This is a genomic window from Sphingomonas sp. FW306-1B-B10E (assembly GCF_058782005.1).
In genome coordinates, this window is the sequence record NZ_JBYSXG010000023.1 from 35,924 (window position 1) to 55,469 (window position 19,546).

Here is a 19,546-nt window from a genome sequence, read left to right on the forward strand (position 1 = left end):
CTCTGCGCGATCAGATCACCACGATCGTCAACTCGTCGGACTTCAACGGCACCAACCTGCTGAAGGCCTCGGGCGGCTCCGTGACTGCGCTGCAGTCGCTGAAGGACTCGAACACCGGGTCGACGACCTGGGAGCCGGACTCGCTCAGCGTCGCCAACCAGGGCCTCGGCCTTGGCGGCACCGTCGTGACCGTCTCGGCTAGCGGCAACATCAGCAGCCAGGCAAATGCCCAGGCGATGATTGACACGCTGACCACGACCCAGGCGAACCTGAAGACCAGCCTGAGCACGCTCGGCGCGGCATCGCGCAAGATCGACGCCCAGGCGACCTTCACCAGCAAGCTCTCCGACACCATCGAGAGCGGCATCGGCAACCTCGTCGACGCCGACCTCGCAAAGGAATCGGCGCGCCTGCAGGCCCTTCAGGTCAAGCAGCAGCTCGGTGTGCAGGCTCTGTCGATCGCCAACCAGGCGCCGCAGACCATCACGTCGCTGTTCCGTTAAGGCTAGCTTTTTCCCTGGAAGCTACCTGACGACAGAGAAGGGGCCGGGACGGCAACGTCCCGGCCCCTTTTTTTGCGCGTGCACGGTTGCGCCGCGCGCAACGAAATCCGCGCTTCTCCGCCGCCACAATGGTTGACCCATCTATAATGATGGCAAGGAGATCATCGCTTGTTCCCACGTATCCGAGAAATCACCGACGCATTCGGCGGCAAGCTGCGCGTCAGCGTCGAGGAGCATCCCTCGGGCGCGCTCGTCGTGCTCGAGCGGCCCGACATGACCGGCCAGCCGCGCATCCTGCTCGACGGGTACGGCACCGACGTGCTCGCCGGATACATCATGTCGGCGCGCCTCGCCGTGCCGCACGGGCTTCCCGAGGAACATATCGACGGCATGTTCGGCACCCGCTTCGAGCTGGGGCTCGAGCCGCGCGCCGCGCTCGAGCTCAGCCAGCATGGCGAGGCACGGCTCGAGATCCCGGCGCCGTTCTGGGATCGGCTCTACGCCGAATTGTGTCTCGTTGCGGCACATGCCCGCGAACTCGCGCGTCGCGCCGAGGCACGGGTCCACTAAAGGTCACACCGGCGTCACTGATACCGGTAACTATACGTATCGGGGCATCCCCGGACTACGGCAAGCCGCCGGCCTGAGGCATTGGGCCGGCGAACAGGGTTAGCAAGAACAAAGGGTCCACCGCATGAGCCTTCACGACATCGGCCACGTTTCCGCTACCGCCGCCCAGGCCTATACGGTGACGCTGACGCTGAACGTGGAGGATGCGCATGCGCTGTGGAGCGCGGCGGCAGACAAGGCGCTGCAGGCCGGCATGGCGCTGTCCGACGTGCTCGACACGATCGGTCCGCGCGAAGATCCCAGCCTCGCCGATTGCATCGCGATGCTCGCTGCGCCGGCCGCGGTCGCCGGCTGCGTGCTCGACGATTTCCAGGTTTCACGCGCCGCGTCCGCGCCGATCCAGCTTCCGCGCGACGGCCGGCCGCTGCTGCGTTCCGTTGCCGGCTGAGCGATCCGCTCGCCACTTTCCAATTTCAGCTTCAGCGCAGGGGCGCAAAACGGAAGAGCCAGGCGGGTCGCGGACCGGCCTGGCTCTTGTCGTTTCGGGCCGCGGAGGAAGGCAGCCGTCCAAGGGAGAGAAGAGACGAGTGGGTCGCAGAGGGGATCGGAACGCCCACCCGTCTCTCTGATTTCATTATAGACGCGGGGCGGGCCCGACACCGCTGGGCAAGGGCCGGAGATTCCCGCTAAGTATCCGTACGGAAGCCGTTTCTCGCGGGCGAAGAAAAGGCGTCGGAGCGTTGCCGCTCCGACGCCGTCGTCACTTCAGAAGGCTTTCCGCCTCAGCCGATGCGCAGCAGGTCCGCGGTCGAGACCTTGTTGCCGTTGATCGTCAGCTGGACCGTGCCGTTCGACATCTCGACATCGGTGACCTTGCCATAGGCGTGCGCCGTCGTGGTGACCGCGGTACCCGAATTGTCCTTGCCGGCGAGCTCGAGCGTGTAATTGCCTGGATCGACCTTCTTGCCGGCGCTGGTCGTGCCGTCCCAGGTGAACGCGCCGGTCGCGCCGGTGGCGTTGATAGGGAAGGTGTCTATGGTCTTGCCCTTCGCGTCCTTGATCGTCGCAGTCATCGACGCGACGTCGCGGGTCGACGACCAGGTCCACTGCGCCGGCGTCGCCGCGCTGAGCCCCGAGGTCGCCGAATTGGTCTCGACCTGCGCGCCGATCATCGCCGAGGCCTGCATCAGGTTCTGCGTGCCGTAGGCGGCGAGCATCTGCTTGAGCGTCGAGGTCTGCTGCATCGACTGCTCGACCTGGGAGTACTGGACGAGCTGCTGGGTGTATTGCGCGGTGTCCATGGGATCGAGCGGATCCTGGTTCTGCATCTGCGCGGTGAGCAGCTTGAGGAACATCGTGAAATCGGCGTTGATCGTCGGCGTCGGCGTCGGGGTGTTGCCCGTCGCGTTGGTCGAATTGTTGGTGTTGACGGTGGTCATGGCTTTTCCTCAGGCGAGAAGGTCGACCTGCCCGTCGCTGCGGATCGGGCGGTAAATGGGTTCGGCGGCGAAGGCGTCGTCATCGGACGAGGCGAACGGGCCGCGGTTCGATTGCTGGCCCTGCTGCTGCGCCTGCTGACCGCCGGTGTCGCCACCGCGATTCTCGAAGCGGAAGCTCTGCGCGTCGGTGCGGACGCCGGCCTGGTCGAGCGTGCGCGCGAGATCGGGAGCGTCCTGGCGGAGCAGGTCCATTGCCTGCGCTGTCTCGGTGCGCACCGTTGCCTGCAGGCTGCCCTTGTCGTCGAACGCGAGCGTCACTTCGATGCGGCCGAGTTCGATCGGATTGAGGCGGATGCGCAGGGTCTCCTCGCCGAGCTCGACCTTGCGCGCGATCTCAACGCCGAGCGAATGCCCGAGATGTCCGGCGCGGGCCTCGACCACGGGTTCGGCGGGGACGGCAGCGGCGGGCGCTGCGGCGCGGGGGGTATCGACCGACGCGGCGTTATGCGCGTGGTGGGGCGCCATCGGGGCAGCGGTTTCGGCCTTGGCGGGAGCCGTCAGCACCGCCTCGGGCTGTGGTTGCCCGTCGGGGTTCGCGTCCGAACCGTTGGATTCTGTCTTCGCTGCGACCGCGCGCGCGAAATCGGGGGTGCCGGTGCCGGACGGAGGCTGCGCGGCATCGGCTGCCGGCGCGGCATGCGCGCCAGCCTTGCCCGGCTTGGTCACCGCGGACCCGCCCTGGGCGTTCGCCGAGGCCTCGCGAGGCGCAGGCTGCTGCTGCGGCGCGACCGGCTGGGCGACGGTATTGACCGCCACGAGTTCGGCGGGGACCGTCGGCTTCGCGTCGGTCGCGAGGGCAGGGTCGGTCTCGGCGGAGACCGAGCGACCGCGCGGGCCCTTTTGCGGCTTGGCCGGCGCGGTCTCGTCGGGCGCGGCGGCGATCGGCGTCTGCGGCTGGGCGTCCCCCTCGGGCTGCGGCTCGGTGCCTTGCGCAGAAGCTGCGGTAGCCGCGGGATTAGCGGCGGGCGAAACTGCGGGCTTGGCAGCGATGGGCTTGGTATCGACCGGTGTTGTCGAGGCGGCTTCGGGCGCGACTACCGCTCTAGGCGCGGTGGCGTCAGGCACGACGGCTTCCGGCACTGCTACGTCCAGGGCAGCGTCGACCGGCTGCGCGACGAGCGGGGTAGCGGCGGCAGCTGCCGGCGCAGGCTCCGCGGTGGGGAGCTTGGCCGCGGTCGCCATCAATTCGGAAAGCGAAGTCGGTTGCTGGAGATCCGGCAATGCGGCAGTCGCCGGCATTGATTGCGGCTGTAGCTGCGGCTGTGCAGCGAGCTGGGTCTTGGCGAGCGCCTGCACCAGCCAGGGACTGAGATTCTGGGGAGGGGTGGGCGAGGCCTGCAGCGCTATCGGCTGCGGCTGGGTGCCGCCGATCGCGAGCCCGAGCGCATCCGCAAAGCCGAGGCCGGTGCCGCCGATCGCCGGCGCAGACTGCATGCCCGCACCAAGCGGAAAGCCGAAGGGGTTGATCTGCATCCGGTCGCCTCTTGCTCGGCCTCGGAGGACCGCTTTCTCATTATAGGATGATTGTTGCGCGAACGGTCTCAGCCGATCGTGCCGAGCGCCCGAATGCGCGCCCGTGCGTGAATCTCGTTCTGCGAGAGCACCACGGTTGCCGGGCGGACACGCTCGATGATCGAGCGGACGAACGGGCGGATCGACGGGCTGGTGAGCAGGCAGGGGATCTCGCCGTCCTGCGCCAGCCTGTCATAGGTCTCGCGGACATGCTGGATGAACTTCTGCAGCGACGAGGGAGCCATCGCCAGCTGACGATCGTCGCCCTGGCCGAGGATCGACTCCGCGAAAGCCTGGTCCCATTCGGACGACAGCGTCACGACCGGGATCGCCTCGCCGCGCACCTGCGACGCGCTGATCTGGCGCGCGAGGCGGCCGCGGACATGCTCGGTCATCTGGGTGAGGTTGGCAGTGAGCGGCGCAGCCTCGGCAATGCCTTCCATGATCGTCGGGATGTCGCGGATCGAGATGCCTTCGCTCAGCAGGTTCTGCAGGATGCGCTGGACGCTCGAGATCGAGACCTTGCTCGGGACGATATCCGACACGAGCTTCTCGGCATCCTTGTGAACTTCGGTCAGCAGCTTCTGCGTCTCGGTGTAGGAGAGCAGGTCGGCGATGTTGTCCTTGACCAGTTCGGTCAGGTGCGTGGTGATGATCGTGCCGCAATCGACCACGGTCAGGCCGCGGAAGCCGGCCTCGTCGCGCAGCTCGCGATCGATCCACAAAGCGGGGAGGCCGAACACCGGCTCCTTGGTGATCTCGCCGGGCATGCCGACAGGACCGCCGCCCGGATTGATCAGCAGCAGCTTTTCGAGCTTGATCTCGCCGCGTGCCGCCTCGGTCTCCTTGATCGTGATGACGTATTCGTTGGGCTTGAGGCCCATATTGTCGATGATGCGGACCGAGGGGAGGACGAAGCCGAAATCGGTCGCCATCTGGCGGCGCAGCGCGCGGACCTGATCGTCGAGGCGCGGCTCGCGCTGCTCGTCGTTGATCATCGGGAGGAGGGCGTAGCCGATCTCGATGCGAACCGCGTCGAGCGCGAGCGTCTGCGAGATCGGCTGCTCGACGATCGCCTCCCGTGCCATTTCCTGCGCGGCGACGGCGCGTTCGACCGCGGCCTTGGCCTGGGCGTTCTTGCTCATCTTCCACGCGGCAAAGCCTGCAGCAGCGGCGAACATCGCGAAGGGGATGAAGGGGAGGCCGGGCATCAGGGCCAGCGCGCCCATCAGGAAGGCGACCATGCCGAACGCCTTGGGGTAGCGGCCGAGCTGGTCGCCCAGCGTGCTGCCGGTCTTGCCCTTGATGCCGCCCTTCGAGACGAGCAGGCCCGCAGCGATCGAGATGATCAGCGCCGGGATCTGGCTGACCAGGCCCTCGCCCGCGGTGAGCACGGTATAGGTGTGGAAGGCCTCGCCGATCGGAAGGCCGTGCGAGGTGATGCCGATGGTCAGGCCGACGATGATGTTGACCGCAGTGATCAGCAGAGCGGCGACGGCGTCGCCCTTCACGAACTTCGAGGCACCGTCCATCGAGCCGTAGAAGCCGCTCTCGGCCTCGATCTCGGCGCGGCGCTCGCGGGCCTGCTCCTCGTTGATCATGCCGGCGGACAAGTCGGCGTCGATCGCCATCTGCTTGCCGGGCATCGCGTCGAGGCTGAAGCGCGCGGCGACTTCGGCGATGCGGCCGGCGCCCTTGGTGATGACCACGAAGTTGATGACGATCAGGATCATGAAGATGGTGAGGCCGATGATGACCTCGCCGCCCATCAGGAACTCGCCGAACGCCCCGATCACGCCGCCCGCCGCGCCGTGCCCCTCATGGCCGTGGGTCAGGATCAGGCGGGTCGAGGCGAGATTGAGGCCCAGCCGCAGCATCGTCGCGATCAGCAGGATCGTCGGGAAGGCGCTGAGTTCGAGCGGCTTCTCGATGAAGAGCGCGGTCATCAGGATCATCACCGCGATCGTGATCGACAGCGCGAGCCCCAGATCGAGCAGCCAGCCCGGCATCGGCAGGATGAGCATGCCGATGATCGCGACGACCGAGCCGGCAAGCGCGAGGTCGCGATTCAGGCCGATGCGGTTGAGGAGGTTGAGCACTGCGGGAGGCATCGGCGGCGGATCCTGAAGAAGTCGAAGGGCTTGGGTAGGGCAGCGGCGCGTCGGTTAAGGTGCCGGCGCGACCGCGATCCCTGCTTCGATGAAGGTGCGCAGCTTGTTGCGCATCGTGCGCACCGAGATGCCGAGGATGTTCGACGCCGACGTGCGGTTACCGTGGCAGCGCGTCAGCGTCTGCAGGATCAGCTCGCGCTCGACTTCCTCGACCGTGCGACCGACCAGGCTCTCGATCTGGAGGTCGCCGGTCTCGGCGAGATCGAGATCGAGCAGGCGCGTGCCGTCCGAGCAGACGAGGTCGTGCGGCTCGATCGTGGGGCCCTGGGCGAGCAGGACGGCGCGGTGGATGCAATCCTCGAGCTCGCGGATGTTACCCGGCCATGTGTAGCGCGAGAGCAGCACCAAAGTCGCGTCGCTGAACGGACGGGTCGGGACGCCATCGGCCTCGGAGAGACGCTCGGCGAAATGGGTGGCGAGCTGGGTCAGGTCGCCGCCGCGCGCGCGGAGCGGCGGCACTTCGACACGGACGAGGCCGAGGCGGACGAGCAGGTCGGCGCGGAAGGTGCCGGCGCTGACAGCCGCTTCGAGGTCGATGCCCGTGGAGGCGATCAGCCGCGCACGGAACGGCACGATGTCGTCGCCGCCGATGCGGGTGAAGCGCTGTTCCTGGAGCGTCGAAAGAAGACGGGCCTGGGTAGCGGGTGCAAGGCTGCCGACTTCGCGGAGGAAGATCGTACCGCTACCGGCCTTTTCGAGCCGGCCGATGCGGCGTGCCACCGCGCCCGGAAAGGCGCCGGCCTCATGGCCGAACAATTCGGATTCGAGCACGTCGGCACCGACGCCGGCGCATTCGACGACGTGGAGCGGGTTGGCGCGGCCCGATGCTTCGTGGATCGCGCGTGCCATGACTTCCTTGCCGCTGCCCTTTTCGCCGGTGACGAGGACGGGGGCGGCAGTCGGCGCCACGGCGGTGGCGAGCGCCAAGGCGCGCGAAAGGGCGGGGTGGTCGCCGATGCGGACGGGGGCCTTGCGCTCGATCACCGAGGCGATCGCCGCGGCGATCAATTCGCGCTGCGGGGGCAGGGGGACATAGTCCTTGGCGCCGGCGCGGATCGCCGCCACCGCGCGCTCGGCCGAGGCCTGGATGCCGCAAGCGAGCACGGGAATGGTGAAGCGTTCGGCGCGGATGCTCGCCATGAAGCCGGCAATGTCGGCCTCCACGTCGATCATCACCATGTCGCCGCCGCCCTCGCGGAGCAAGTCGAGCGCCTGGGCCGGGGTATCGGCCATCGCGACGTCGGCACCGGCATCGCGGGCCAGTTCGGCCGCGCGCCGGAATTCGCCGCCGGGCGCTCCAACCAGGATCATGCGGATGGAATGCGGCATCAACGGTCCTGACGAACGATTTCGGTGAGCGTCACGCCGAGCGCGTTGTCGATCAGCACGACTTCGCCGCGGGCGATCAGGCGATCGTTGACGAAGATGTCGACCGGCTCGCCGACGCGGCGGTCGAGCTCGACCACCGTGCCCGAGGTGAGGTGGAGCAGTTCGCCGACCGGCATGCGGGCGCGGCCGAGCACTGCCTGGACCTTGACCGGCACGTCATGGACGGCCTCGAGGCCTTCGGAGCCGGCAATCGCGGTGTCGCCGGTGGGGAAGGGCTCGAAGTCTTCGAACACGGGGCCGTTCGCTTCGTCGAGATCGGCGGGGATGATATCGTGGGGTTCGGTAGCCATCGTCATTTCCTTACGAGTTCATCCACTGGCGGATCACCGATGCCGCTTCGGGCGGGCTGGCGGAGATCGCATCGCCAATGCGCTTGAGGGCGGAGAGCTTGATGCGGCCATCGACCTGGGCGAGCGCAATCTCCTGATCGAGCAGCGGCTGGTCGGCATTGAGCGCCTCGAGCTGCTTCATCGCTTCTTCGTCGCCGTCGGCGGCACGCTCGGCGAGCGCGAGCATCTCTGGCGACTGGTTCTGAAGCGCGGTTTCGCCGACCGGCGCTTCGAGCGCAGCCATTGCGGGCTGTGGCACGAGCTTGGGCTTGATCATCCGGAGCGCGATCAGGCCGACCACGCCGATGATCACGATCTGCAGCAGGCCCCAGATCCGGTCCATCGGCAGGTTCGAGAAGAAGCCGGTGTCCTTGTCGGCAAGGCTGTCGTCATTGGCGAAGCGCATGCTCTCGACGACGACGCTGTCCCCGCGCTCGGCATCCATGCCGACGGCATTCTCGACCAGGCGCTGGATGCGCTGCATCTGTGCCTGGGGCAGGCCATTGGCGCCGCCATCGACCATCACCGCGACGGTGAGGCGATTGACCTTGCCGGGCGCACGCAGCGTGACCGTCTTGGTCGAGCTGTTGTCGTAGACGGTGTCTTCCGACGTCTGGTTGCTGCGCGACTGGCGGCCGGTGCCCGGGGTGCCCGGGGTCTGGCCCTGGGTCTCGGGGAGCTGGTTGCCGACCGATGCGGTCTGCGGGCCGGCGTCCTGCTCGCTGTTCTGCTCGCCATTCTCGACGCTGACCTGGCGCGAGATCACCTGCTTGTCGGGATCGAAGACGTTTGCCTCTTCGCGGGTCTGGTCGCGGTCGATCTGCGCCGAGACTTCGGCGCGGACCTTGCCCTGGCCGACGATCGGCTCGAGCAGCGCCTCGACTTCCTCACGCAGCTTGGCTTCGACTGCCTGCTGACGCTCGTCGGCATCGGCGCCGCCAGCCGAACCAGCTTCGCCGGCGCGGGCGAGCAGGGCGCCGGTCTGGTCGACCACCGAGACGGCGTCGGGCGCGAGCTCGGGAACCGAGGAGGAGACGAGGTAGCGGATCGAGGCGATCTGCTCGGACGAGAGACGGCCTTTGGTCTTGACGGTCACCGCGGCGGTCGCCTTGCGGCTCTCGGCGGCGAACATCGCGCGCTCGGGCATGACGATATGGACGCGCGCAGCGGAAACGTTCTGGATGGTCTGGATGGACTTGGAGAGCTCGCCTTCGATGGCGCGCGTCTCGTTCATCTTGGCGCGGCTGGCCGAGATGCCGAACGGCTGCTCCTCGTCGAGCACTTCATAGCCGATCTTGCCGCCGAGCTTCTCGCCAGCCATCGACATGCGCAATTCGGCGAGCTTGTCCTGCGGCGCCATCACCGAGGTGCCGTCGGCCGAGAGCGTGTATTCGACGTTCGCCGCCTTGAGCTTCTCGGTGATCGTCGCTGCCGCGGAGGGATCGAGATCGGTGTACAGATAGCCCATCTGCGGAGCCGAGCCGCGCGTCGCGACGAAGGCGAGGGCGGCAAGCAGCGCGAATGCCACCCCGCCCATCATCATCAGCCGCTTCGGGCCAAGCTGCCCGGCAAAATTCTTGATCGCTTCCAAGACCGCCCCGTGATGTGGCCGGGGGCAGGAGTGCCCCTCTCCTTTGCTTTATAGGAGGGCGGCGGGCGGCAGTTTGTGCCGGGTGGGAATTTTTTGCCTAGTGGCTCGCTACTCCCCTCCCTGAAAGGGAGGGGCAGGGGGTGGGTGCGCGCCGCAGGCGCGCCCATCGAGCCGCCGAGAATGAAGAAAAGGCCGGGCATCGAGCCCGACCTTTTCTACCCACCCCTAACCCCTCCCTTTCAGGGAGGGGCATAAAGTTCAGTTCGCGCCGGCGGGCGAGGGCAGCAGCGTTTCGAGTTCTTCCATCACTGCCTGGCGGCGGGCGCTGGCGTCGAGCGCGAGCCCGCCTTGCTCCCAGCCGATCAGCGCGTCGCCGATCGCGACGGTGACGTCGCCGACCACGGTGAGGTTGAGCTTGCGGCGGTCCTTGGCCTGGCGCTCGGCGATGCGGGTCTCGATCGCCTCGATCAGGTCGGGATTGACGCGGATCTCGAGCTCGGTGCCGCGGGCGACCTGGCTCAGCGCGCGGCCAATGGCGGCGTCGATCGTCTCAGCGGGCGCGGCTTCGATCGCGCGGCCGGCGATCATGTCGGCTGCGGCGAGGGCGATTTCCGCAGCCTCGCCGGTGACGCGCTTCGACACGTCCTCGAAGCGCTCGTCGAGCGACTCGATCCCCGCATGAAGCGCATCGACTGCGCTGAGCAGTGCAACGTCACGCTCGGCGCGCGCTTGGGCCAGTCCCGCCTCGAAGCCTTCGGCGCGGGCGAGATTGACCTGCGCGTCGACATCCGAGCGGAGCAGCGCCAACTCGGCGCGGAGCGCGGTGATCTCGAGCAGCACGTCGCCGGTCGGGATCGTCGCGCCTTCGCTCGCCGGGGTGGAGAAGATGCGGTCGAAGGCGAAGCGCTCGACGTTCTGATAAGCCACGCCCATCTCAGATGATCATCGCGTCGTCGGACTTGGGATCGACGAGCAGGATCTCGCCGCGGTCGGCCAGGTTCTTGGCGAGACGGACGAGCGAGGACTGCGCCTCTTCGCAATCGCGCGCACGGATCGGGCCCATCGCCGCCATGTCCTCGCGCATCAGCTTGGCCGCACGCTCGGTCATCGCGCCGAAGAACAGCTGCTTGAGCTGGTCCGGGGCGCCCTTGAGCGCCAGCGCCATCTCGCGCTTGTCGGCATTGCGGACGATCACCGAGATCGCCGCCGGCAGCAGGTTAGCGAGATCCTCGAACGTGAACATGAGGGCGCGGATGCGCTCGGCGCTTTCGGGCGCCTTGTTGTCGAGCGCGGTGAGCATCGCCTCTTCGGTCGAGCGGTCGAGCGAATTGAACAATTCGGCCATCGCCTCGTGCGGATCGCGCTTCTGCGAGCGCGACAGGTTGGTCATGAACTCGCTTTTCAGCGTCGCCTCGACCTGGTTGATCACGTCCTTCTGGACGGTCTCCATGCGCAGCATGCGCATCACCACGTCGACCGAGAATTCGCGCGGCAACTCGGCGATCACGCGCGCGGCATGATCGGGGCGCAGCTTGGAGAGGATGACCGCGACGGTCTGCGGATATTCGTGCTTGAGCGCGCCGGCGAGGACGGTCTCGCTGACGTTGGAGAGCTTGTCCCACATCGTCCGGCCCGACGGACCGCGGATGTCCTCCATGATCTCCTTGACCTTGTCGCCGGGCAGGATCCCGCCGAGCAGCCGCTCGGTGGTCTCGTAACTGCCGTGGAGTGACGCCATCGAGGCGACCTCGCCGGTGAACTGGATGAGGAGATGCTCGACGACCTGCGACGGGATGCGCCCGAGCCCGGCGATCGTGGAGGACAGCTCCTTGATCTCGTCGGTGGTCAGCTGCTCCCAGATCGGCGCGCCGTGCTGCTTGCCCAGCGCCAGCATCAGCGCGGCCGCACGCTGCGGCCCGCTATACTTTTTCAGTTCGACCGGCTCGGCAATCGGCGCCATCAAACTCATTCTGGGACCCCTCGCAGAAATAAAGACGTGTGACCGCAAGGAAGCGTTCACTCATCCTATTATAGGAGCATGGGGGAAAGGTGCGGTCGCGATGACAGTTAATTTATCCGGAAGTCTGATGGGGTTGAGCTTGTTGACCGGGGACAACTCGGTCTTCAGCACGGCCACCAGCACGATCGCGTTCGACAGCAAGGCAGTCCGCACCGCCAAGGCGCAGTTCACGCTCGCCGAGACCACGCCCCCCTGGAAAGAGGCCGCGTCGACCACTTCGACGTCGAGCCTGCTCGCCTCGATCCTCGCCTCGAAGACGGTGGTCGACAAGACCAGCAGCAGCATCGCGCTGCTTCCCGACGACGTTAAGACCAGCTTCACCGCCTATAAGGCGCTCGAGAAGCTGCGCGTCCTCGCCGAGGCGGCGACGGTCAAGACCGCGACCAGCGCCCAGCGCGCGCAATATGAAAAGGCCTTCGCCAAGGGGCTGACCGACCTGCAGGGCTATCTGACCAGCGCGCCGTCGGACAAAGTGAACCTGTCCTTCGGCAAGCCGAGTTCGACCGCGCAATCGACCAAGCTGGCCGCGACGCAGGCCTATGAGACCAAGGGTGACGGGCTGGTCAAGCTGCGCTCGGATCCAATTCCCAACCTCACCGGGCAGGAGCAGTTCAGCGTCAAGGTCAGCCGTGGGACGCTCAACGAGACCTTCACCGTCGACCTGTCGCAGGGCGCCCAGCCGCCGACGCTCGACTCGCTGGTATCGCAGCTCAACGGCGCGATCAGCTCGACCGTGGCCAAGGACACCAACGGCGTCCCCGTCACCGACGCCAATGGCGACGCGATCTCGCGTTGGTCCGCCCGGTTCGAGCCGGTCTACACCGACGGCAAATGGGGGCTGAAGCTCAAGACCCCCGATGGCATCGAACAGGTTGCGCTCGACCAGATCGGTGCGAAGGACTCGCTGGTTATCGCCTCCGGCCAGACCGCGATCACCACCAGCCAGGTCACGACCGACACCACCATCGGCCAGACCACCACCGTTGCCCCCACTGCGACGCAGGTGTTCCGTCTCAACGAGCCCGACAGCGCGAACACGCGCGTGACGATGGGAACGATCCAGGCGCTCGACCGCGACGCGACGACGCAGAACACCCTTGCCGGCAAGACCACCAACGTCACCACCACCACCGTCGACATGGACGGCAAGGTCAAGACGAGCACCACCAAGACCAGCAACGTCTATGCGAGCACCGACGCCGCGGCGATCGTGACCGACGCGCAGGGCTTTAGCTATGTCGTCGGCACCACCGCGGGCGATCTCGGCGCCAACCAATCGGACGGCGACAACAACCTGTTCCTCACCAAGATGGACGGGACGGGCAATGTCGTGTGGCAGCGTAGCCTCGGCGCCAGCGGCTCCTCGACCGGCGCCGCGGTATCGCTCGGCGCCGATGGCAGCATCGTCGTCGCGGGCAACGTCACCGGCAGCTTCAACGGCGTCACTTCGGCCGACGCCGACATGGTCGTCGCCAAATACGACGCCAATGGCGACGAGAAATTCTCGACCGTGGTGCGCTCGACTGGCACCGATGTCGCCAAGGCCGTGACCGTCGGCGCCGATGGCTCGGTGTTCGTCGCCGGACGCGCCGCGACGGGCAAAGGTGACGCCTTCGTCGCGCGGATCGACACCGCGGGCAAGATCGCCGACCGCCGCACGATCGACAGCGGCGGCACCGATCAGATCAACGCGCTCGCCATCGACGGCGACGGCAATCTGCTCGCGGTGATGAGCCAGGACGGCAATGCTTCGGTGCGGAAGCTCAGCGCCACGTCGCTCGCCACCGATCTCGGCAGTATAAATCTCGGCACTGCCGATGTCCGCGCGATTGCGGTTGCAGCCGACGGCACGATCGCGGTTGGCGGCGCGACCAGCACCGCGCTCAGCGGCAGCCAGGTCAATTCCACCAGCGGCGACCGCGACGGCTTCGTCGCACGGATCGACGCCGGTCTGTCGGGCGCCAGCGTGACCTATCTCGGCTCCGCGGCCGACGACCAGGTCGACAGCATCGCCTTCCTCGGCAATGATCTATACGCCGGCGGCCGCACCACCGGCGATCTCGCCGCGCCGCGCCGCGGACCGACCGACGGCTTCGTCGCTCGGATCGACACCGCCACCGGCGCGATCGAGAATACCACGCAGTTCGGCCAGGCGCTGCTGCGCACCGAGCCAGTCCGCGTCTCCGCCGATGTCGGTGGCGCCAATGCGATCTCGTCGCTCGGCTTCGCGCGCGGCACGCTCAACCCGGCGGTTTCCGAGAAGGTGACCACCCAGACGACGCTGCGCACCGGCGATTTCTTCTCGATCAAGGCCGATAGCGGCGCGGTTCGCAAAGTCACCATCGAGGCCGGCGACACGCTGAAGACAATCGCCACGCGGATGCAGGGCATGCTCGGCGCCTCCAAGGCGACGGTCACCGCCACCGTGGTCGACGGCGTCCAGAAGCTCAGCATAACGATGAAGCCCGGCCACGAGCTCGAACTGATCCCCGGTGGCGCCGATACCGATGCGCTCGCCAAATTGGGCATCGAGCCGCAGCGCATCGCGACCCAGGCGACGCTGTCGAGCAGCGCGCCCAAGGTGCGCCCCGGCGGCAATTTCGGCATGGACCTGACCGACGCGCTCAGCCTCACGACGCTCGACAATGCCAAGGTCTCGATGAAGAAGATCGAGGACGCGATTTCGATGACGCAGACCGCGTACCGCTCGCTCTACTGGGACGACGGGAAGGCCAAGATCGTCGACGGCGTCAAGAACACCGCCACCGGCACCCAATCGACCGCGCGCGAATCCGCGCAGCTCGCAAACTATCAGGCAGCGCTGAACCGATTGAATTCGGGCGCCCCTTCCACTTTGGGATTCTGATGTCATGAACACGCCTCCGATCCTCGACGGCCTGCGCACGCGCATGCAGAACCTGTCCGAGCGCCAGCGCGTCGTCGCGCAGAACATCGCGAACAGCGAGACCCCGGGCTACAAGTCGCGCGAAGTCACTGCGCCGAGCTTCGCCGCGCTGGTCGGCGGCAGCGGCGTGATCGCCACGCCGCAAGTCCAGCTGACCGATCGGATGAAGAGCCTCGGCGCGATCCAGCCGCTCGGCACCGGGGTGATCCTCGACAAGGACATCACCGAGACCAAGCCCGACGGCAACAACGTCACCCTCGAAGACCAATTGCTCAAGATGGGCGAGATCCAGGCCGACTTCCAGGCGATGACCGGGCTGTATCGCAAGCAGATGTCGCTGCTGAAGACCGCGGTGGGCGGTCGCGGCTGATCAGGCTAAGGCGTTTTCCGGGCCATAGTCGATCGTAGCAGGTCGATCGTCTGCCGCTCGAAGGCGCGCGGGTCCCGGGCTGCGGCTCGAAGCGCGGCTTCGTGCAACGGCATCGCTACCCTGCCGTCGGCCAGCATGAGGCCGGCGTCGCACACCGCCGCGAGCGTGCCGAGATCGTGCAGCGCGGTGACTAATGTGAGCCCGCCATCGACCAATTGGCGCAAGGCCTCTCGCAAATCGAAGGACGCCACCGGGTCGAGCCAATTGAACGGCTCGTCCAGAATGACCAGGGTGTGGCCGCCGGCAAAGGCCGCGGCGATCGCGATCCGCTGCCGCATTCCCGCCGAGCAATCGCCGATCCAACGGTCGAGGAGCGGGGCGAGGCCCAACGCGTCATGCAGCGCGCGCAGACGGCCGCTGCCGTTGTCGATGTTTTCGCCGGCGAGTGTCATGACGTCGCGCGCGCGCAGCGCATCGGGTAGCTTGTCGGGCGGGGGCGCGAAGCCGAAGTGTTGCGCCCGCCCGGCGCGGTCCGTGGCCAGTTCCACGCCGTCCACCAGGCATGATCCGCCGGCGAACGGCAGCCGTCCGGCGAGGGCGCGCAACAGGCTGGTCTTTCCCGATCCATTGGCGCCGATCAGCCCGAACCACGAACCGCGCTCGATTGCCAGGTCGACGCCGTGCACCACGCAGGATCCTTCGCGCTGCACTTTGATGCCGGCAAGCCGGATAGCCGGGCTCATGCGATCAGCCACGTCGTGGCACGCCCCCTTCGCTGCAAATGCCAGAGCATGGCTATGGCGACGAGGGGCAGGGCGATCGGCATCAGGAAAGCGGTGAGCGCGAGCACTCCTGCCAGGATCGAGAGCATAAGGTCTGCGAAGCGCTTCTTGTAGAGGCGATAGGCGAGGATACGCAGGGCCAGCAGAAACAACGCGGCCAGGGAAACGGCTCCGACCAGGATCGATGCTGCCGGTCCGATACCGAGCCAGCTGCCCGGCACCGCCATCGCAGTGAACACGACTAGGCTCCTGGCGTGTTTCAGGATCATATGCCGCGCGTCGTGCCCGGTCATGGCCATGAACCGGACGATCGCATCATCAAGGACGGTGAGCGCCAAAACGAGCAGCAGCGTCTCGACGCCGATCACCGCCATCAGCGCATTGATGCCGAGCGACCTTGCCGGGAGCAGCGACGCGATCAGGAGCAGCGCGGCGGCCATTCCGGCATGCGGGCGATGCAGCCACGCCCGAGCCGCCCATCCGGGCCGGATCTTCCCGGCGAGCATGCGAGGCATCGTGACACCGATCGCCAGCCGCGCCGCCAGCACGCCGACGAGATAAGCGACGATGCCGACGATCAGCAGCGAGGGCCGGACGACGCACAGAACGGCGACCAGAAACGCGTTCGCCAGCCCGTGCCAGGCCACTCCGTAGTTCCGCCGCGTCGGCGGATGCAGCGCCTCGGCGGCGAGCAGGCCGTCAAAGCCATGCCAGTCAAGTCGGGCTCGGACTGCGTTTGCCACGCCTAACCCGAGCATCGTGCCGGTAGCCGCCACGGCCCATTTCGCCGTGTCCCAAGGAAGCTCCGCAAATCTGATCCGCAGGATCGCGAGCGCGCCTATCACTAGGACGGCGGCGGTCAGCCGATCCTGCCAGCCGGCAAGGTTGGCTCGCGTCACATTGATCGCGATCCGACCGTCGTGGCGAAGCAATAAGCCGGCCGGGCCTTTGGACGCGCGCATCGCCCCGGTCTAGCGGGTTGCTGCGCGTCTGCAATCGGGTTCGTCGGCGGCGCGGCCTGCGTTGCCGGCGCCGGGACGATCAGAGCCGGGCGTTGATCGAGATCGGGGCGGGGGCGTCCATGCCGCCCAGGCCGCCGCAAGCACCATAAGTCGTGCTGCGCGTGCCGGTGAGGCGCTGCGCCTCGGCGGCGATCGCGCCCATCATCTCGACCGAGAGCTCGATCTGGCGCGACAGGATCTGCTGGTTGACCGCGGAGGCGTCGCGCAGGTTGCGGCTGGCGTCCGAGAGCTGGATCCGCGTCTCTTCGTCGAGCTTCTCCGCCCAATCGGCGGACTCGCGCTTTAGGCGGGCGAAATCGGCCTCGATGCGGCCGGTGAGGCGCAGCTTTGCCGCGGCGATCTCGCCGAGCTCGGGCACATAGGCCTTGCGCGCGATCTTCTCGCTCTCCTCTTCCATCAGGGCCGTGAGCGAAACCATCGCGTCGATGAGCTGAGCGGTCATTATTGTCCCTGCTGGAGCTTGAGGATCGAATCGAGGACCATCGGGGCAAGGCCGACGCCGCCACGATTGGCCATTTCGGTGCCGAGCTTCTCGGCGAGGATGCCCTTGAACATCTCTTCGCCGGCGCCGCCGTTGATCTCGCCCTTCTCGACGCTCTCGAGCATCATCTTGGTCATCTGACCAAGGAACATGCCTTCGAAGTCCTTGGCGGTCTGGGCGTTCTTGACGTCGGCCTTGCGGAGCGGCGTGGCGGCGCTGGTCGCCGAAAGCGCAGTGAGTTCGTTCATTACTGGACCTCGATCTCGGCCTGGAGCGCACCGGCGCTCTTCACGGCCTGGAGAATGGTGATCAGGTCGCGCGGCGAGACACCCAAAGTGTTCAGTCCGCTGACCAGCGACTGGAGCGAGGCGCCGCTGACGAGAGCGAGGTGCGCGCCATTGCCGTCGTCGACCTGCACCTGGGTGCGCGGCACGACGGTGGTCTGGCCGTTCGAGAGCGGCGCGGGCTGCGAGACCTGCGGGCGCTCGGAGACGGTGATGGTCAGGCCGCCCTGTGCGATCGCGACGGGGGTGATCCGCACATCGGCGTTCATCACGACGGTGCCAGAGGCTTCGTTGATGACGACGCGTGCCGGCTGGTCGACCTTGATCTCGAGATCGCCGATGCGCGTGACCAGATCGATGACGTTGCCGACGAAATTGGCGGCCGGCTGGACCTGGACCGTGCCGGGATCGAGCACCTGCGCGCTGCCCGGATATTTGGCGTTGATCGCGCTGGCAATGCGGTCGGCGGTGGCGAAGTCGGGGTTCTTGAGCGCGAGCTTGAGGTTGCTCGCCGACTGGAGCGAATAGGGGACCTCGCGCTCGACGATCGCGCCGCCGGCGATGCGGGCCGAGGTGGTCACGCCGCGGCTGACGCTGGCGGCGGCGCCCTGGCCCTTGAAGCCCGAGACCGCGACCGGGCCTTGGCCGACGGCGTAGATCTCGCCATCGAGCGCGCGCAGCGACGAGGCGATCAGCGTGCCGCCCTGCAGGCTGGTGGCGTCGCCCAGCGCGGAGACCTGGACGTCGATCCGCGAACCCGCGCGCGAGAAGGGGGGCATGGTCGCGGTGATCGAGACCGCCGCCACGTTCTGCGTGCGCATGTTGGTGCCGCGGATGTTGACGCCCATGCGTTCGAGCATCGCCTGCATCGATTCCTCGGTGAACGGCGCGTTGCGCATGCGGTCACCGGTGCCGGCCAGGCCGACGACGAGGCCATAGCCGACAAGCTGGTTCTCGCGGACGTTCTCGACGTCGACGATATCTTTGATCCGTGTCTGTGCCTGTGCCTGCGGGCTGGCGATCAGCGCCAGCAGCGGCAGCAGGAACGAAGCGGCGATCCTCTGCATAAACCCTCTGCGAAAATGGAAAATCCGCGATAACTTTCTTATAGAGGAGTGGAGGCCATTGCGGGCCGAGAGGATCTGATTTCGTGCGTATCGACAACCTGACGCCGCTGATGGCACGCAGCCTCCTCGCTGCGCTGCCCAAGGCTGCGCCCGGATTCCCGGTCGCCGAGGAGCAGGCTGCGGCGCGGCCGGTGCCGATGCAGACCTCGACGACCCAGCCGATCCCGTCGGTGGCGATGCTGGTGACGCTCGCCGCCGCGGATCCTGCGATCGAGCGCCGCCGCAAGCAGGCAGTGGAAGCCGAGCGCGGGCTCGACGCGCTCGACCGGCTGCGCAAGGAGCTCGCCGCGGGGACGCCGAGCGTCGAGCGGCTGCAGGAAATCGTCGAATGGTCCGAGAATCTCGAGCCGTCGGACGATCCGGTGCTCGCAGGCATCCTGTCCGACATCGACCTGCGCGTGCGGGTCGAGCTCGCCAAGGTCGACGTCTCGGCCTAAGCCGTTTCGGGTTCGAGCTCGTGGCGGCGGGAAGTTGCCAAGATTGACAGTCCAGCGATTTTTTTGCCCATAAGCGGCGGGTAAGCGGCGGGTAAGCGGCGGGTAGGCGACTGCTTGGCGACTGGCACGCGCCACGCAGGCGACGATTGCGCGCCAGTCACGCGACACCGACGCGCCACCCAAGCGCCCGCAGCGCGGCACTGATGCGACAAGTACGCCACAGTGACGCGCCACCTGAGCACCCGTTGCGCGACCGCGACGCGCCAGTTTCGCGGCACCGACGCGGCAGGTTTTTTCAACATGACGCGTTGCACGCGGGGCGTCCATGCCGCGCGCACGAAGCAAGCGTTTTCAGGGACTCACCATTGCAAAGAGCGGCCGGCAGCGCTGGCCGCTGGAGGCAAGCAGAGCAAATCCTACATTGCAAGGGAGTGGGCGGGTCGGCTCCGGTCTTCCAGTTTCGCTCCACATCGAACTGCGCGTCTGCGTCAAACGCGCCAAGGCGGAGGTGTCGGCCTAGCGCCAATTTACTTGCCTTAACTGTTCCCCGGGGG

At 67.1% G+C, this 19,546-nt stretch carries 19 protein-coding genes; 6 read left to right on the top strand and 13 right to left on the bottom strand.

Translation table 11 applies throughout. From position 1 onward, the window contains the following. From AC3WJI_RS10930 to AC3WJI_RS10940, 3 genes are all read left to right on the top strand, one after another. Window positions 1-503, top strand: a 503-nt coding sequence (locus AC3WJI_RS10930) for a flagellin (protein WP_492757297.1), incomplete at its 5' end; no start/stop codon positions are given. A gap of 168 nt (window positions 504-671) precedes the next feature. Continuing rightward, window positions 672-1,073 (top strand): hypothetical protein, encoded by a 402-nt coding sequence (locus AC3WJI_RS10935; RefSeq protein ID WP_492757298.1) that lies wholly within the window; start codon window positions 672-674, stop codon window positions 1,071-1,073. 124 nt (window positions 1,074-1,197) lie between these two features. After that, complete coding sequence (locus AC3WJI_RS10940) at window positions 1,198-1,521, top strand: hypothetical protein (protein WP_492757299.1); 324 nt, start codon at window positions 1,198-1,200, stop codon at window positions 1,519-1,521. Between the two features lie 334 nt (window positions 1,522-1,855). On the opposite strand, the gene AC3WJI_RS10945 is transcribed toward AC3WJI_RS10940, so the two are convergent. The 8 genes from AC3WJI_RS10945 to AC3WJI_RS10980 form a co-directional block, all read right to left on the bottom strand. Next, the gene (locus AC3WJI_RS10945; protein WP_492757300.1) at window positions 1,856-2,512 is read right to left on the bottom strand and encodes a flagellar hook assembly protein FlgD; all 657 of its coding nucleotides are present in this window, start codon (window positions 2,510-2,512) and stop codon (window positions 1,856-1,858) included. A gap of 9 nt (window positions 2,513-2,521) precedes the next feature. Then, on the bottom strand, window positions 2,522-4,045 hold the full coding sequence (locus AC3WJI_RS10950; protein ID WP_492757301.1) for a flagellar hook-length control protein FliK: 1,524 nt from the start codon (window positions 4,043-4,045) through the stop codon (window positions 2,522-2,524). 68 nt (window positions 4,046-4,113) lie between these two features. After that, a complete protein-coding gene (flhA, locus tag AC3WJI_RS10955; protein WP_492757302.1) occupies window positions 4,114-6,195 on the bottom strand; it encodes a flagellar biosynthesis protein FlhA in 2,082 nt (693 codons plus the stop codon). Window positions 6,196-6,249: 54 nt separating this feature from the next. After that, window positions 6,250-7,584, bottom strand: coding sequence for a sigma-54-dependent transcriptional regulator (locus tag AC3WJI_RS10960; RefSeq protein ID WP_492757303.1), 1,335 nt, complete (start codon window positions 7,582-7,584; stop codon window positions 6,250-6,252). Continuing rightward, complete coding sequence (gene fliN, locus AC3WJI_RS10965) at window positions 7,584-7,934, bottom strand: flagellar motor switch protein FliN (protein ID WP_492757304.1); 351 nt, start codon at window positions 7,932-7,934, stop codon at window positions 7,584-7,586. The genes AC3WJI_RS10960 and fliN overlap by 1 nt, the downstream gene beginning before the upstream one ends. A 10-nt stretch (window positions 7,935-7,944) precedes the next feature. After that, the gene (fliF, locus tag AC3WJI_RS10970) at window positions 7,945-9,564 is read right to left on the bottom strand and encodes a flagellar basal-body MS-ring/collar protein FliF (RefSeq protein WP_492757305.1); all 1,620 of its coding nucleotides are present in this window, start codon (window positions 9,562-9,564) and stop codon (window positions 7,945-7,947) included. 258 nt (window positions 9,565-9,822) lie between these two features. Continuing rightward, the gene (locus tag AC3WJI_RS10975) at window positions 9,823-10,491 is read right to left on the bottom strand and encodes a FliH/SctL family protein (protein ID WP_492757306.1); all 669 of its coding nucleotides are present in this window, start codon (window positions 10,489-10,491) and stop codon (window positions 9,823-9,825) included. A 7-nt stretch (window positions 10,492-10,498) separates the two neighbouring features. Further along, window positions 10,499-11,533, bottom strand: a complete 1,035-nt coding sequence (locus tag AC3WJI_RS10980) for a flagellar motor switch protein FliG (RefSeq protein ID WP_492757307.1) — start codon at window positions 11,531-11,533, stop codon at window positions 10,499-10,501. A gap of 133 nt (window positions 11,534-11,666) precedes the next feature. Between AC3WJI_RS10980 and AC3WJI_RS10985 the strand changes: the two genes are divergently transcribed. Then, on the top strand, window positions 11,667-14,450 hold the full coding sequence (locus AC3WJI_RS10985) for an NHL repeat-containing protein (protein WP_492757308.1): 2,784 nt from the start codon (window positions 11,667-11,669) through the stop codon (window positions 14,448-14,450). A 4-nt stretch (window positions 14,451-14,454) separates the two neighbouring features. Next, window positions 14,455-14,859 carry a flagellar basal body protein gene (locus tag AC3WJI_RS10990; protein WP_492757309.1) on the top strand — a complete coding sequence of 135 codons (405 nt, stop codon included), beginning with the start codon at window positions 14,455-14,457 and terminating at the stop codon, window positions 14,857-14,859. A gap of 5 nt (window positions 14,860-14,864) precedes the next feature. Here the strand turns inward: AC3WJI_RS10990 and AC3WJI_RS10995 are convergent, their stop codons facing one another. From AC3WJI_RS10995 to AC3WJI_RS11015, 5 genes are all read right to left on the bottom strand, one after another. Continuing rightward, complete coding sequence (locus AC3WJI_RS10995) at window positions 14,865-15,602, bottom strand: ATP-binding cassette domain-containing protein (RefSeq protein WP_492757310.1); 738 nt, start codon at window positions 15,600-15,602, stop codon at window positions 14,865-14,867. Continuing rightward, window positions 15,599-16,603 carry a hypothetical protein gene (locus tag AC3WJI_RS11000; RefSeq protein WP_492757311.1) on the bottom strand — a complete coding sequence of 335 codons (1,005 nt, stop codon included), beginning with the start codon at window positions 16,601-16,603 and terminating at the stop codon, window positions 15,599-15,601. The genes AC3WJI_RS10995 and AC3WJI_RS11000 overlap by 4 nt, the downstream gene beginning before the upstream one ends. Window positions 16,604-16,682: 79 nt before the next feature. Next, a complete protein-coding gene (locus tag AC3WJI_RS11005) occupies window positions 16,683-17,105 on the bottom strand; it encodes a flagellar protein FlgN (protein WP_315587280.1) in 423 nt (140 codons plus the stop codon). Further along, window positions 17,105-17,392, bottom strand: a complete 288-nt coding sequence (locus AC3WJI_RS11010; protein ID WP_492757312.1) for a rod-binding protein — start codon at window positions 17,390-17,392, stop codon at window positions 17,105-17,107. Before AC3WJI_RS11010 ends, AC3WJI_RS11005 begins: the two co-directional genes overlap by 1 nt. Then, on the bottom strand, window positions 17,392-18,495 hold the full coding sequence (locus AC3WJI_RS11015; RefSeq protein WP_492757313.1) for a flagellar basal body P-ring protein FlgI: 1,104 nt from the start codon (window positions 18,493-18,495) through the stop codon (window positions 17,392-17,394). The genes AC3WJI_RS11010 and AC3WJI_RS11015 overlap by 1 nt, the downstream gene beginning before the upstream one ends. 83 nt (window positions 18,496-18,578) lie before the next feature. On the opposite strand from AC3WJI_RS11015, the gene AC3WJI_RS11020 reads away from it, so the two are divergent. Then, window positions 18,579-18,992, top strand: a complete 414-nt coding sequence (locus AC3WJI_RS11020; RefSeq protein WP_492757314.1) for a flagellar assembly protein FliX — start codon at window positions 18,579-18,581, stop codon at window positions 18,990-18,992. Window positions 18,993-19,546 lie beyond the last annotated feature (554 nt).

Coding starts and splice junctions, on each gene's coding strand:
- AC3WJI_RS10940 (WP_492757299.1), top strand. CDS start 1,198: ATGAGCCTTCACGACATCGGCCACGTTTCCGCTACCGCCGCCCAGGCC.
- AC3WJI_RS10945 (WP_492757300.1), bottom strand. CDS start 2,512: ATGACCACCGTCAACACCAACAATTCGACCAACGCGACGGGCAACACC.
- AC3WJI_RS10950 (WP_492757301.1), bottom strand. CDS start 4,045: ATGCAGATCAACCCCTTCGGCTTTCCGCTTGGTGCGGGCATGCAGTCT.
- flhA (WP_492757302.1), bottom strand. CDS start 6,195: ATGCCTCCCGCAGTGCTCAACCTCCTCAACCGCATCGGCCTGAATCGC.
- AC3WJI_RS10960 (WP_492757303.1), bottom strand. CDS start 7,584: ATGCCGCATTCCATCCGCATGATCCTGGTTGGAGCGCCCGGCGGCGAA.
- fliN (WP_492757304.1), bottom strand. CDS start 7,934: ATGGCTACCGAACCCCACGATATCATCCCCGCCGATCTCGACGAAGCG.
- AC3WJI_RS10980 (WP_492757307.1), bottom strand. CDS start 11,533: ATGAGTTTGATGGCGCCGATTGCCGAGCCGGTCGAACTGAAAAAGTAT.
- AC3WJI_RS10990 (WP_492757309.1), top strand. CDS start 14,455: ATGAACACGCCTCCGATCCTCGACGGCCTGCGCACGCGCATGCAGAAC.
- AC3WJI_RS10995 (WP_492757310.1), bottom strand. CDS start 15,602: ATGAGCCCGGCTATCCGGCTTGCCGGCATCAAAGTGCAGCGCGAAGGA.
- AC3WJI_RS11000 (WP_492757311.1), bottom strand. CDS start 16,603: ATGCGCGCGTCCAAAGGCCCGGCCGGCTTATTGCTTCGCCACGACGGT.
- AC3WJI_RS11005 (WP_315587280.1), bottom strand. CDS start 17,105: ATGACCGCTCAGCTCATCGACGCGATGGTTTCGCTCACGGCCCTGATG.
- AC3WJI_RS11010 (WP_492757312.1), bottom strand. CDS start 17,392: ATGAACGAACTCACTGCGCTTTCGGCGACCAGCGCCGCCACGCCGCTC.
- AC3WJI_RS11015 (WP_492757313.1), bottom strand. CDS start 18,495: ATGCAGAGGATCGCCGCTTCGTTCCTGCTGCCGCTGCTGGCGCTGATC.